Source organism: Paenibacillus sp. GYB003 (assembly GCF_036577625.1).
Lineage (GTDB): Bacteria > Bacillota > Bacilli > Paenibacillales > NBRC-103111 > Paenibacillus_AB.
This window is the reverse complement of sequence record NZ_JARBDC010000069.1, coordinates 162,247-175,841: the sequence shown is the minus strand read 5'-3', so window position 1 is coordinate 175,841 and position 13,595 is coordinate 162,247. Positions and strand designations below refer to the sequence as shown.

The 13,595-nt window shown below is 61.7% G+C and carries 10 protein-coding genes; 7 read left to right on the top strand and 3 right to left on the bottom strand.

The features are described 5' to 3' along the window. The first annotated feature begins 50 nt into the window (after positions 1-50). From PV407_RS22405 to PV407_RS22395, 3 genes are all read left to right on the top strand, one after another. Positions 51-977: a prenyltransferase gene (locus tag PV407_RS22405; protein ID WP_332092224.1), complete on the top strand. Its 927-nt coding sequence runs from the start codon at positions 51-53 to the stop codon at positions 975-977. Positions 978-997: 20 nt separating this feature from the next. Further along, positions 998-1,726 (top strand): DUF6081 family protein, encoded by a 729-nt coding sequence (locus PV407_RS22400; RefSeq protein WP_332092223.1) that lies wholly within the window; start codon positions 998-1,000, stop codon positions 1,724-1,726. A 130-nt stretch (positions 1,727-1,856) separates the two neighbouring features. Further along, entirely contained in the window at positions 1,857-2,306 is a 450-nt protein-coding gene (locus PV407_RS22395; protein WP_332092222.1) for a GNAT family N-acetyltransferase, read from the top strand. 467 nt (positions 2,307-2,773) lie between these two features. On the opposite strand, the gene PV407_RS22390 is transcribed toward PV407_RS22395, so the two are convergent. Then, a complete protein-coding gene (locus tag PV407_RS22390) occupies positions 2,774-3,514 on the bottom strand; it encodes an aspartate/glutamate racemase family protein (RefSeq protein ID WP_332092221.1) in 741 nt (246 codons plus the stop codon). 113 nt (positions 3,515-3,627) lie between these two features. Between PV407_RS22390 and pdxR the strand changes: the two genes are divergently transcribed. The 3 genes from pdxR (at position 3,628) to PV407_RS22375 (ending at position 7,628) form a co-directional block, all read left to right on the top strand. Beyond that, a complete protein-coding gene (gene pdxR, locus PV407_RS22385) occupies positions 3,628-5,061 on the top strand; it encodes a MocR-like pyridoxine biosynthesis transcription factor PdxR (RefSeq protein ID WP_332092220.1) in 1,434 nt (477 codons plus the stop codon). 86 nt (positions 5,062-5,147) lie between these two features. Further along, entirely contained in the window at positions 5,148-5,348 is a 201-nt protein-coding gene (locus tag PV407_RS22380) for a hypothetical protein (protein ID WP_332092219.1), read from the top strand. Between the two features lie 132 nt (positions 5,349-5,480). Then, the gene (locus PV407_RS22375) at positions 5,481-7,628 is read left to right on the top strand and encodes a transglycosylase domain-containing protein (RefSeq protein WP_332092218.1); all 2,148 of its coding nucleotides are present in this window, start codon (positions 5,481-5,483) and stop codon (positions 7,626-7,628) included. Positions 7,629-7,775: 147 nt separating this feature from the next. Here PV407_RS22375 and PV407_RS22370 read toward each other — a convergent pair whose 3' ends face one another. After that, positions 7,776-8,513 (bottom strand): HNH endonuclease, encoded by a 738-nt coding sequence (locus PV407_RS22370; protein WP_332092217.1) that lies wholly within the window; start codon positions 8,511-8,513, stop codon positions 7,776-7,778. Continuing rightward, positions 8,514-9,545, bottom strand: coding sequence for an HD domain-containing phosphohydrolase (locus PV407_RS22365; protein WP_332092216.1), 1,032 nt, complete (start codon positions 9,543-9,545; stop codon positions 8,514-8,516). 320 nt (positions 9,546-9,865) lie between these two features. On the opposite strand from PV407_RS22365, the gene PV407_RS22360 reads away from it, so the two are divergent. Further along, the gene (locus PV407_RS22360) at positions 9,866-13,561 is read left to right on the top strand and encodes a heparinase II/III domain-containing protein (RefSeq protein WP_332092215.1); all 3,696 of its coding nucleotides are present in this window, start codon (positions 9,866-9,868) and stop codon (positions 13,559-13,561) included. The last annotated feature ends 34 nt before the right edge of the window (positions 13,562-13,595 follow it).

Genomic DNA, 13,595 nt, shown 5'->3' with positions numbered 1-13,595 from the left:
ATAATAAGTTGAATACTTTTCGTTCATCCTACCGGAAAGGATAGTGGGTCATGGACAAGCTGAGCTTGTGGATGAAAGCGTCCCGCGCCAGGGTGCTTCCGGTCATGGTCGTCCCGGTCGTGCTGGGCGGCGTCGGCGCCTTCGCGTGGGAAGGCGTTTTTCGTCCGTTCCCGTTTATACTGACGCTGGTCGGCGCGGCATGCGCCCATCTGTTTTCGAACATGATCAACGATTTGTGGGATTACCGGAGCGGGGTCGACCTGGCGGCGAAAGAAACGGCCGCGGCCATATCCACGAACTCGGGCTTTTTGGCGGGCGGGGTCCTGTCGGAGAAAACGTTCGGATTCGCGACTTGGGCGCTGTTCGCCGCCGCGCTCGTCTGCGGCGTCGCGGTCAGCGTTTACAGCGGCTGGTGGCCGCTCGCCATCGGGGCGCTCGGAGCGTTCATCGCTTATTTTTACGTCGCGCCGCCGCTGAAGTTCGGGTATCGGGGCAAAGGCTACAGCGAGCTGGCGATCCTGCTGTCATTCGGCATTTTGCCCGTTATGGGCACGTATTATGTACAGCTCGGGCAGTTCGACTGCAAGCCGCTGCTGCTGTCGCTGCCGATCGGGCTGCTGACGACGCTCGTATTGTTCAACCATCATTTTTTGCATTGGCAGGCGGACCGGGCGTCCGGCAAAAAAACGCTTGTCGTCGTTTGGGGCGAGAAACGGGCGCTCGTCTTTTCGCGCATGCTCGCGACGTTGGCGTACTTGACGCTGATCGCATGCGTCGCCCTGCAGGCATTGCCCTGGTACGCGCTGCCGGCTTTGCTGACGTCGTTGAACCTGTTCCGCGTTTACGGCACGCTCGCGGACCGTAACGAGTCGCGCGCCTATTTGCCGCTTATGGGAGCTTCGCTTACGGCGTCCGTCCGCTGCGGGGGGCTGATGGCGCTCGCTTTGCTGCTGCAAGGACTGCTGCAGCGGCTCTAATTCGATCGAGGGGTGTTTTCATGGAAACGCAAAAAACGTTCGGAGATTTTCATACGATTTTGTCCGAAGGCGAAGTGTGGAAAATCGGCGGCTTTCCGCTGCCGGACGGCACGTTCTGGTCGTACCGCGAGCCCGACGCCGTCGTCATCGTGCGAAACGGCATGCTGTACGTCCGGGCGCCGCTCAGCCGCAGCCACGACAAGGTGCAAATTCTCGACAATGCGAAGCATATGTATTATTCGGTCGAGCAGGTCGAAGTGCCGGAAGCCGGGGAAGTCGGCTTCGAGCTGCAAATTCGCGCCCGTACGCAGCATACGGCGCCCGGCGACTTGTACGACGGCTACGTCTCGCTGAACCTGCTCGATTTCTCCACGGGCGCGGCGCTCGACTTTTTCGTCGGAGACGACAAGTACGCGAGCGTGTACGCCGTGCTGCCGTTTCCCGGCGTCGAGGTGCCGCCGTCCGACAAGACGCGCTATTTTTGCATTTTCAAGGAAGATACGAGCTTCAAAGCGCGCGAGTTCAATACGTACCGGATTACGTACGACCGGGCGGCCGACGAAGTCGCGTTTTACGTAAACGGCGTGGAAGTGCGCAGGGAGCGCGGCGTCCCGATCAAGTTCAACCGGTTTACGATCGCGCTCGGCATTATGACCGAGAAAGACTTGACGCCGGAAGGCAGCGTATCGGTGCATGGGCAAACGGTGATCGGCGAATGGTCGCCGGTGACGGTTACGATCAAAGAGTAGACCGGCGCAATCGGCCGCGTTCGAACCGCCATCGTTTTCGGAACGGAAGACGGGAGCGGTTCGTCTTTTTTCGCTTGCATTGAAACCGCAAACATTGGCAAGCTAGCTGCAAGAAGGAGAGTGACCGCAGATGGCAAACGTTCGCCCGTGCACGTTGAACGATATTCCGCAGGTCGTCCGGTTGTCCAACCGATGGGCCGAGGAAGGGATTACGAAAGGGTACGAAAACGTCAAATGGACGGAAGAGAAGCTGGCCGCCAAGCTGAGCGACTATTTTTTCGTCGCGGAAACGGAAGACGGCATCGTCGCTTATACGTTCGGCGCGGTCAAGACGAGCGGAGGGAGCTCTGTCATCCGGCCGGGGGAGCGGTATCTCGACATCTACGAGGTGTACATAGCGGAAGGTCACCGGGGCGGCGGACTCGGAAGCCGGCTCGTCCGGGCATTGCTGGACCAAGCGGAGGCCGAAGGCATCGTACGCGCGACGGTCGGGTCGTCGAACAAAAACTGGCGGCAAGTCGCCGGCTTTTACGAGCAGCTCGGCTTCGACATGTGGTACATCCAGATGGTGAAGGGATGACGGAAATTTGGAAGTACCACTTGAATGTGACGTAACGTTATATTGTAACCGTTTGTTTCAAGCCGAATACGCCAAACAGGCGTTTCGCCTTGTCGATACGAGGACGTTCCGTTCCGGCGCCGTCGTGCTGACGTATCGGCCGGAGGACAAGGAGTAACGGCCATCATTCGAATCGTACGGCTGTCGCGATAGGCGGCAGCCTTTTTTCTCGTTATCGGGAAGGAACGAATCGTAGTATGCTTATCGGCGGAAAAACGGACGTTTTTTCAGGCTAACGAATCCGGACATCGCTATCATGCCAAAATGGAAGGAAACGAGCCGATTTTTCCGGAAATAGCGATATGGGGGTTCGTTACAAATTCAAGCTTCCGTTATCGGCCCCGATAACGATTATTCGGTTCGTTAGCCTTAGTCCGAAAACCGGGTCGAAAAGCCCCGCATGTTTTTTTTTTTTGCGATCCTGCCCGTTACGGTGCTTCTTGCGGGAATCCGGACGGGACCGGCAGGGAGGTCAATCGTCCGTTCAACGCATATTCCACGGCTGCGTTTGCGTGAAGGAAGGTCGTATCGAAAAGCGGCAAAGGACTGTCTTCCTCCGAGATCAGGAGCGGGATTTCCGTGCAGCCCAAAATGACGCCCTCCGCGCCCTGCTCCCGCAACCGCCCGATCATGTGCAAATAGTCCGCTTTGGACGAAGGGTTCAGCTCTCCCCGGCACAGCTCGCGAAAAATAACGTCGTGTACCCGGATCCGGTCCGCCTTCTCCGGCACGATCGCTTCGATCCCGAGCTGCCGCAGACGCTGCCGGTAAAACGGCTGCTCCATCGTATACAGCGTGCCGAGCAGCCCGACTTTGCGAATCGCCTGCCGCTTCACTTCGTTCGCCGTTACGTCGATGATATGCAGCAGCGGGATGCCGATCGCGCGCTGAACGTCCTCGGCGACCGTATGCATCGTGTTCGTGCAGATCAGGACGACGTCGCAGCCGCCCGCTTCCAGCCGAACGGCCGCTTCCGCCAACAGCGCGCCGGCCCGTTTCCATTGCCCCGCCTGCTGAAGCCGCACGACCTCCGCGAAATCGAACGAGTACAGCAGGCATTTGGCCGAATGAAGCCCGCCGAGACGTTCCTTCACTCCCTCATTGATGTATTTATAGTAAAAGGCGGTCGATTCCCAGCTCATGCCGCCGATCAAGCCGATCGTTTTCATCGTCGCTCACGCTCCCTTTCGAAGCAAAGCATACCATGCTATACTGGTTGCTGAAAGTACCAGGAACGGACAGTTTTCAAAGTACCAGTTTGTTTGCGGAAGGGGAGAGGCCGATGCTGGGGTTCGAGGTCGATCGAAACGCCGACGTGCCGTTGACGGCGCAAGTGTACGAGCAGATGCGCTCGCGCATTTTGCGGCGGGAGCTGGCGGAAGGCGAACGGATGCCTTCGAGCCGCGAGCTGGCGGCGAATATCGGCGTATCGCGCAATGTCGTGCTGGAAGCGTACGAGCGGCTGGCGGCCGAAGGATATATCGAGGGACGCCCGCAATCGGGCACCTTCGTCGCAGCCGGTTCTTCCTTCGCGCGTCACGCGGAGGCGGAGCGGGAGCGCGTCGCCCCGGCCGCAGCGCGGGCCGAGACGGTTGCGGACCTTGCCGCCATCGACTTCCGAGCGGCGCATCCGGCCGCCGATTATTTTCCGCGCGCCGTGTGGGGGCGGTTGGCCAAGGAAGTGTGCCTGGACGCGCCGGAGCGCGTTTTCGGCTACGGCCCGGCCGAAGGCGCGCCCGAGCTGCGCGGCGTGCTGGCGCGTTACTTGCTGCAGGCGCGAGGCGTCCGCTGCCATCCGGACCGGATCGTCATCACGTCCGGGGCGACGCAGGCGCTGCACTTGGTTACGGAGCTGCTTTCGCGCAAAAAGGACGCGCTCGTCGCCGTCGAAGATCCGGTGACGGACGAAATGCGCGCCATTTTCGCCTATGCGGGGGCGACCGTGCTGCCGGTTCCCGTGGACGACAAAGGCATCGTTCCCGAGGAGCTGCCCGCCGCGGAAAAGCCGGACTTCGTATTCGTCATCCCGTCCCACCAGTTCCCGCTCGGCGGCACGCTGCCGATTCAGCGGCGCATCCGGCTGCTCGAGTATGCCCGGCGCCAAGATTGCTACATTGTCGAGGACGACTACGACAGCGAATTCACGTACGAAGGCGCCGCCGTTCCTTCGATGCAGGGGCTGGACCCGGAACGCGTCGTTTACGTCGGGACATTCAGCAAAATTTTATCGCCCGCGCTGCGGATCGGCTATGCCGTTTTGCCCGAACGGCTCGTTCCGGAGTACCGCCGCCTCAAATGGTTCGCCGACCGCCACACTTCCGTGCTGGAGCAGCTCATTTTGGCCCGTTTCATGGAAGAGGGCTATTTCGAGCGTCATATCCGGCGCATGAAAAAAATTTATCGCAAACGGCGCGAAGCGCTCGTAAGCAGCTTGCGGCAGCAGCTGCCGCAGGCGAACATTTTGGGCCAGGCCGCGGGCATGCATCTGGTCGTCGAAATGGCGGGGACGCGCTTTACCCCGGCATTGCTCGCGCGCATCCGTTCGGAAGGGGTGCAGGTGTACGCCGTGGAGCATTATGCGATTCGAAGCGGACGGCACGAGCACCAAATCGTGATGGGCTACGGCGGATTGACGATCGAATCGATTCGGGAGGGCGTCGCCCGGCTGCGGCGCGCGTTGGAGAACGAGCCGGGGACGGCGCCGACGCGAAAATGAAGCGGAATGCCGGAATAAGACCGGGAAATGGCCGGGGATGAAGAAAATTATGGTATAGTAAGGAAAAACGCGAAGAGGTGCATCCCGTGGGGAACGACTTTTACCATAAGCTCGGAGCCGCATTTTTGTTCGCCGCCGCAGCCATTTATACGGTCGAACGGTTAGGAAACAAGATGACGGGGCTTCAGCCCGAAACGCCCGAATTTTTCGCCAATGTTTTCGTGCCCGTCTTTTGCTTGATCGGCGTCATCATTTTCGTTTTCGGATTTCCGAGCGGCCGGCGTTAAATTCGGCATCGCCGGAGCGCTTTTTGCGGCGTTTTGCATACGGATGCCCCGCCGTCCCCCCCTTACTTCGAATCGCGCGTTCGAATATGTATGACGACATACATAGAGAGAACGCCGAGGGGGAAACCATCAATGAACAGAGCCAAGCAGCCGGCGGCGAGCGCGCACCGGCCGACAAGCCGCGCGCATCCGGGACGTCCCGCGTCGAAAAAGCCCGGACGTCCTGCGCCAAGCGCACGGAAACCGGCCCGCAAGCGCAAGTCGAAGGCCCGCATCGTCCGCCTCGTGCTGATCGCCGCGGTCGCGGCCGCGCTGCTCGCCTTTGCCGCGCTTGCGCTGTGGGTCCGGTCGCTCGATATCGCGAAGCTCGCGGATCCGCTGCTGGCGCCGACGCAGCTGCTGGACAAAAACGGCAGCGTGGCGTCGGAGGTATCGTCCTCGAAAATCGTCCCCGTCCCGCTGGAGCGCATCCCGCTTCATTTGCGCCAAGCGATCGTCGCGGTCGAGGACCGGAGATTTTACGATCACCCCGGCGTGGATACGATCGGCATTTTGCGCGCGCTGGTGCGGAACGTGAAGGACGGGGGCGTTTCGCAGGGCGGCAGCACGATCACCCAGCAGCTTGCGAAAAACATGTTTTTGTCGAACGAGCAGACGTTGTCCCGCAAGCTGAACGAGGCGGCGTACGCGTTCAAGATCGAGCAGTCGTACAGCAAAGACAAGATTCTCGAAACGTACCTGAACCAGATTTATTTCGGCGAAGGGCAATGGGGCATCCAGCAAGCCGCCAAAACGTATTTCGGCAAAGACGTCGAAAAGGTGACGATCGCCGAAAGCGCGATGCTGGCCGCCCTGCCGAAAGCGCCGAGCCGCTATTCGCCGTTCAAAAACAAAGAGAAGGCGCTCGAACGGCGCAATCTCGTGCTGGAACTCATGCTCGGCGACGGGTACATTACGGACGACGAGTACAAGACGGCGATCGCGGAGCCGCTTCCGGAAGCGGGCAGCGACGTCGGCAGCTTGCGCGGCCAATACGGCTACTACCTCGACCAGGTGATCGAGGAGGCGATCGAAGCGTACGGGTTTACGGAACGGCAGCTGCTCGCCGGCGGCTTGCGCGTTTACACCGAGCTCGATCCGGCCGTCCAACACGCGATGGAGACGGCGTACGCCAACGACTCGCTGTTTCCGCAAAGCGCGCCGGACCGGCCGATCCAAAGCGGCGCAGTCGTCCTCGATCCGTATACGGGCGGCGTGCGGGGCATCGTCGGCGGACGGGGGGAGCACGTATACCGCGGCTTCAACCGCGCGACGCAGCTTCGGCGTCAGCCGGGATCGTCGTTCAAGCCTCTGATCGTCTACGCTCCCGCCATCGAACGCGGCTACGGGCCGTCCTCCGGACTGTACGACGGTCCGCTCGACATTAACGGCTACCGGCCGACCGACTGGGACCGGCGGACGCGCGGGGAAGTGACGCTGCGTGAAGCGATCCTGCGGTCGTGGAACATTCCGGCCGTATGGCTGCTGAACGAAATCGGGCTGCAGACGGGCAAGTCGTTCGCGGAAAAGCTGGGCATCCCGTTCGCGAAAGGGGACGACCATTTGGCGCTGGCGCTCGGCGGCATGCAGGAGGGCGTCTCCCCGCTGCAGATGGCGCAGGCGTACGGCGCGTTTCCGAACCTCGGCGTCATGATGCCGGCGCATACGATCGCCAAAATAACGTCGGCGGACGGTCGGGTGCTGGCCGAAGCGAAGCCGGCGCCCGTCGCGGTCATGTCGCCGTCCGGCGCCTATACGATGACCGGCCTGCTGCAGGACGCCGTTCGCGAAGGGACCGGCTCCAACGCGGCGATGAGCCGGCCGGTCGCGGGGAAAACCGGAACGACGCAGCTGCCGGCCACGAACGAATTCGCGGGAATTGCGGACGGCTCCAAAGACGCCTGGTTCGTCGGCTATACGCCGGAGCTCGTCGGCGCCGTTTGGATCGGCTACGACCAGACGGACCGGAACCATTACTTGTCCACTTCGGGAGGGCATTATCCGGCGCTCGTCTTCAAGGAAATGATGAGTTTGGCGCTGAAGGACGTTCCGCCGGGCTCGTTCAAGCGGCCGCCGCAGCCGGACAAACGAAACGACGGCGCCGCCCCCGGCAAAAATAAAGAAGACGAAAACAAAAAAACGCCCCCGGGCAAAGCGAAAAAAGAAGACGAGAAAAAGGACGACAAGCATAAGGACGAAAAGAAAGGGAACGGCCAAAAGCGCGACGAGGACGACGACTGATCGGTTTCGCCGGCTCGCTGCCGGCTTAGCGCCGACCATCGCCGCTCCGCCTTCGCGGTCCGTTCCGACGAGAAAGCCGCCCTGACAAGGGCGGCTTTCTTCAATCGGATGAGCGATAGCGGACGTTTGGGCGTACGATGCCCGCGATTAATCCGCATCCGCGAATTCGCCGATAAAATCGTCCAAATCGCGGGCCGCCTTGCTCTGGTTGCAGACGCTGCACGCGCATACGCAGTTGGCGGGCGTCGTATGGCCGCCTTTGGCGCGCGGCAGCAAATGATCGATCGTATCGCCGTATTCGCCGCAAAAATGGCACGTATAGGCGTCGCGGTTCAAAATAAAGCGGCGAAACGACTTGTTCGTGTAAATGCGGCGAATCGTATGGCGGTTGACGACGACGGCGGCATGCTCGTTCACGAGCGTAACCGCCGTCTCCAGGTCGGTTTCCTGATGCCAGCGCCGCCCCTTGTCGGTTTTGCCGCGCATCCGGATGATGCCGTCCCGGGTCGGCCGGAGCACGGACGCGTCCGGACCTTCCGGTCTTGGCGGAAGCGGGGGAAGCGGCCGCTTCGTCCGCCGCTTCGGTGCGGCTTCGTTCGCGTCCGGGGCGCCGGCCGCGCCTTCCGCGGGCGGACGCTGCGAAGCGACCTCCGCGGGCGGACGCTCCGGAGCGTCCGCCGCAGGCCGGGCCGCTTTTTTCAGCTTTCGGCACGCGCGGCAGACGCCGCGGCGCGATCTCGCGCCGGACCTTCGCCCGGTCCGGCGCAAAAAGTGGGACAGCGGCTTCCGCTCCATGCAATGCGCGCAAAGCTTCGTTTGCGCCGCATCGCGCCCGGTATTCGCCGAAACGTCCGGATTCGGCGTCGATTGCGTATCGGACTCCATCTAGGATGCACCCCAAGCAGTATTTGGCATAACCGACCGGCCGGTCGTTCCGTCGTTCCCGTGCAGCGACAGGAACGAATCGACCACGTCCGGGTCGAACAAGGAGCACCGGTGCTCCCGCAAAAAGGCGAGCGCCCGCTCCTTCGTCCACGTTTCTTTGTAAGGCCGCCGGGACGTGAGCGCGTCGAATACGTCGACCACGCTGACGATCCGGGCTTCGAGCGGGATGTCCGTCCCCCGCAGCCGGGACGGATAGCCGGTGCCGTCCCACTTTTCGTGATGATGCATGATGATGTTTTTGGCGACGGACAAATGGTCTTTGAAAAAGCTGTCGTGCAGCTCGCCGATAATTTTGTCCAAAATGTCGACGCCGATCAGCGGATGCATTTCCACGATCAGCCGTTCGTAGCTCGTCAAAGGTCCGGGCTTGTACAAAATGCCTTCCGGTATGCCGGACTTGCCGATATCGTGCATGATGCTGGCGTGGGCGACGCTCTGCCTGTAGGCGTCCGAAAGCGAAAGGCGCATCCGCTCGTCGTGTCTCGCGATCAAGCTTTCGGTATAGTCCCGCACCCGCGTCAAATGATCCTCGATGGCGGGATCGCGAATTTCGCACGAGACGGCCAGCACCTTCAGCAGGACGGCCTGGATGTTCGTTCGCCGCTCCTCCGCGATGTAGACGCCTTCCTCCAAATGCTCGAGCTCCCGAAAAACGCCTACATAATATCGCTCCCCGTCCATCTGGTAAGGAGTGATCGAAATCGAGGAGTGCCACAGCTCGCCGTCGCTTTTTTTGTTGATGAAGATGCCGGACCAGCTTTCGCCCCGATCCAGCGCCCGGTGCATGCTGTCGTAGGTCGCTTGGCTCGTGTGCCGGCTTTTGACGATGCCTGCCTTCGCTCCGATAATCGACTCCCGTTTGTAGCCGGTAATCGTCTCGTAAGCCCGGTTGACGTCGACGATCCGATGATCGGCGTCCGTAATGATGACGGCGTCCGACAGCGTAAGAAACAAGCGCAGCGAATCGGTCATAAGGGGTTCCCCCGTTAGGCGTGTAAGCTTTTACGATACTTAGTTTACCATATCGCATGGCCGCTCATAAAGCGGCCGCTTTTCCGGGGGAGCGCCGGGCGGATTTTCGGGCGAATACCGATACGGACGCTCTCGGCACGGACGCGTACATCGAACGGATGCGGCTGCACGTATACGAGGTTGCGTCCGGACTTGCGAGGAGTTGTTGGAGAACCAAATAAAGAACATTTTAAGTCCTTGTACCGGGAAGGAGGCGGGGGTAAACTGGCATTGAAAGCCCTTTCAATCGAAATCCGGGAAGAGAAGGAGGGAATTCGTTTATGAAAAGCAGGTTCGGTTACGTGCTGTGTACGCTCGTCTTATGGTCGTCCCTGTTGGCGGGGTACGCATGGGCAAGTCCGGAACAAACGGAAGGAGGCGGCGATCCGATGAACGCAGCAGTGGAAGTCTACGACTATCGGTGGGCCGTCGTGCCGCAAGCGGCCGCCGCGCCCGCGGTGGACGGGGCGCTCGAGACGGTATGGCAGTCCGCCTACCGGGCGAGCGGCTTCGTCACGATGTTCGACAATAAACCGGTCGTCCCCGATACGGAGCTGTATTTGCTGTACGACGCGAGCCATCTGTACGTGGCGCTCGAAGGATTCGCCGATCCGGCCGGGGGCGAGCCGGAGTCGGAAACGGTCGAGCTGCTGCTGGCGCCGGGGACGGTGCAGGATGACGTTTACCGGCTGAAAATCCCGATCCGTACCGGCGGAATCCCGATCCGGACCGATTGGGGGATGGGCATGAAGGAGCTCGCCGGAGCCGAAGTGAAAGTCGCCCGGGGCGGCGGCTCATGGACGGCCGAGGCGAAAATTCCGTTCGCGGCGCTCGGCGCCCGCGGCGTTACGGCCGGCAGCGAATGGAAGCTCAACGCGGTCCGCTATTACGGCATCAATTCGAAGCCGTTCAGCTCGTGGGCGCCGATCCGCCAGTCGTACATGTCCGACCAAGGCACGGGAACGGCGACGCTCGTCGCGCATGCGTTGAATCAAGGGCGGATGGCCCCGATCTATTTCGGGAGTCCGCCGGCCGTGCCGGACGCGGCGGGTAGCCGTTCCGAGCCGTGGCGTCCGGACGATCCGAAGCTGCTGTATACCGGCTATCAGACGAAAAAGCTTACGCTGAACGGCAACGCCGTTCACGGCGGCGGCGATTTGCGCATGACGTGGCTGTCGCCGGACGGCATGCGGACGAAGCTGGAGCCGGCCGTCCTCGGCAAAGCCGGCAAAACCGCTGCCATCGCGTTCAGCCATCCGAAGCCGGTCGAGCCGGGCTTGTACCGGCTCCAGGTCGCGTTTCGCCAAGGAAACGGCGCCTACCGGTACTTCGAGCTCGCGTTCGACCGCGAGGCGCTGATCGCCGCGGGCAACGCGGCCGCGAAGCAGGCCGTTCCCGTTCCGGAGAAGCGGCAGGTCGCGCAGGCGCCCGCCTCCGCCGAGGTCGAGCGGCTGCTCGGTCTCATTCCCGACAAAACCGGCTTCATTTTTACCGGACTGCCGGAAAATCCGACGCTTCGCCCGTACCAGCTGTTCGATTGGAGCGACAAGCAGCCGGACCGGATCGTATCGAAGACGACCGGCACCGTCTATCCGAACGAAACGTACCCGGAGACGCGAAAGCTGGTCGTCACGAACCGGCTCGGCCAAACCGTCGAATATCCGTATTACGAGGACGGCGAAGGCCGCAAATATTTCATTTCCGCGCATATTTGGTATTTCCGCAAAGATTACGCGCTGCGCGAAACGGCGAAGCTCGCGGCGACCGACCCGCTCGGCGCCGCCCGGCTGCTCGACCGCTGGAGCGAAGTGTACGCCGGCTACTTGCCGACGAACGACTATTACTGGACGAACTACCCGCTCGTCGGCGGTCCGCCGTACCATTATTGGGGCGGCGTCTGGTACCGGTGGTACACCGGCGAAATGACGAACATGAGCTACTTGATCAACGCGTACCGCGACGTGCGCAAGACGAACGCGTTCGAGCTGCTCAGCCGGGAAGTCGGCTATGACGTCGAGAAGCGGCTCGTCGAAAACGTGTTCGAGCCGTCCTTCGACTTCGTGCGCTCGTTCCCGGTGCTGGACCATAACATGGAATATACGACGTGGCTCGGACTGGTCCGCATGGCCAAAGCGTCCGGGCAGCCGGCGTACATGCACGAGGCGGTCGAGCTGATGCGGCATTTCGCCGCGAACAACTTCCTGTCCGACGGCTTTTGGAAAGAAGTGACGCTGTCGTACCATAACCAGTCGACGAACGGCCTGCTGCAAAGCATGGCCGAGGCGAAAGGCTGGAGCGATTCGGCCGGGTACGTCTCGCCGCGCAGCGGGCAAACGATCGCGAATCTCGATATGGCGGGCACTTACCCGGCGCTGGCTAACGCTCAGGCGATGAAAAACATCGTCGCCTATCCGAACGGCGGCTATGTGCCGGTGCAGGATACGTGGGCGAACGAAAAAACGTCCCAGCCGCGCACCGATCTCGGCTCGTACGTGCTGCCGGGAGCCGGCATATCGCGTCTGACGCTCGGATCGGGGGCCGGCCAGCAGCAGCTGTACATGAATTTCGTGCCGAAATACGGCCACAATCATTACGACCCGCTCAATTTGACGCTGTTCGCGAAAGGACAGGAGCTGCTGCCGGATATCGGCTATACGCATACGTTTTACCGGGCTTGGGCGAACTCGACGCTGGCCCACAACACGGTCGTCGTGAACGGGAAAAACATGACGATCGGAGGAGACGGACGGCACGGCGGCCAAATCGAAGCGTTTCATGCGACGGCCGACGGCGTGGGCATCGCCCGCGCCGGCCAGACGAGCGCGTACCCGGAAACGGACGCCTACAACCGGGAGCCGTGGCAAATCCGATTCGCGGGAGCGGCGAACGGCGGCGACGGTTACGTCGTCGATCTGTTCCGCGTATCCGGGGGCAGCCGCCACGAGTATACGCTCGGGGGAGACGCGAACCGCGACGGCGAGTTCGCGACCGACCTGCCGCTTGCGCCGTACGGGCCGTACTTGCTCCCGGAAGGCACGAAAGTCGAAATGCCGAAGTCCGAGAACGAAACCGGCTCGGCCGGCGGCCATTATTACGCCTACATGTTCGTGCAGGACGTCAAGAAGGCGGATATCCCGGACGGCCGCTACCGGCTGACGCTCGAAACGAAGGAGAACGGCGCGGACAAGGCGAGGCTGGCGATTACCGGGTTCGCGGATCCCGGAGCCAACGAGCTGTTCGTCGGCAAAGCGCCTTCGCTGCGCGCGACCCGGCTGTTCGGCACGTCGAAGGATATCAACACGGAGGCCGTCAACTATTGGCTGCCGAAGCTGGTCGTGCGGCGAAGCGGAGCCGATCTGAACAGCACGTTCGTCAACGTGCTGGAACCGTACGAGGCGGCGTCGGGTCCGAAAATCGAATCCGTGGAAAAGCTGACGCCGGAGCTGGGGGCCGAGGGCGACGTCGCGCTGCAAATCCGGTACGGGACGACGACCGATATCGTGCTGAGCGCCGCGAACCGCGGCGGGACGCTGAAGGTAGGCGATATCGAGCTGGTCGGCAAATACGGCTTCATCCGTCTCGAAAACGGAACGGTGACGCAAATGGTGCTCGCGGAGGGCACGCTGCTCCGCAAGGGGGACCGGTCCGTCGTCGCCGGCGGAGCGGCGGTCGGGACGGTAACGGAGGTGCTGCGGAAGCTCGACGGCGATCCGGTCGATGCGTTGGTCACCGAAGCCGACGTATCCGCGGATGCGGCCGGCCGGTTCGCGGTCGTCACGCACCCGGACGGCAAAACGCACGGCTATCCGATCAAGGAGATTCGCCGCGAAGGCGGCAGGACGCTGATCGTCTTGAACGAAACCGACCCGGGCTGGCAATATGCGCCCGACGGAAGCTCGAAAATGACCTCCTATCCGTTTATCGGCTGGCAGGGCATGCATACGTTCCGCATCGGCAATACGACGGCGATGCCGTGACGCAAAAAGCCCGCGCCTCGCGTGCGCCGCACGC

Coding starts and splice junctions, on each gene's coding strand:
- PV407_RS22405 (WP_332092224.1), top strand. CDS start 51: ATGGACAAGCTGAGCTTGTGGATGAAAGCGTCCCGCGCCAGGGTGCTT.
- PV407_RS22400 (WP_332092223.1), top strand. CDS start 998: ATGGAAACGCAAAAAACGTTCGGAGATTTTCATACGATTTTGTCCGAA.
- PV407_RS22395 (WP_332092222.1), top strand. CDS start 1,857: ATGGCAAACGTTCGCCCGTGCACGTTGAACGATATTCCGCAGGTCGTC.
- PV407_RS22390 (WP_332092221.1), bottom strand. CDS start 3,514: ATGAAAACGATCGGCTTGATCGGCGGCATGAGCTGGGAATCGACCGCC.
- pdxR (WP_332092220.1), top strand. CDS start 3,628: ATGCTGGGGTTCGAGGTCGATCGAAACGCCGACGTGCCGTTGACGGCG.
- PV407_RS22375 (WP_332092218.1), top strand. CDS start 5,481: ATGAACAGAGCCAAGCAGCCGGCGGCGAGCGCGCACCGGCCGACAAGC.
- PV407_RS22370 (WP_332092217.1), bottom strand. CDS start 8,513: ATGGAGTCCGATACGCAATCGACGCCGAATCCGGACGTTTCGGCGAAT.
- PV407_RS22365 (WP_332092216.1), bottom strand. CDS start 9,545: ATGACCGATTCGCTGCGCTTGTTTCTTACGCTGTCGGACGCCGTCATC.
- PV407_RS22360 (WP_332092215.1), top strand. CDS start 9,866: ATGAAAAGCAGGTTCGGTTACGTGCTGTGTACGCTCGTCTTATGGTCG.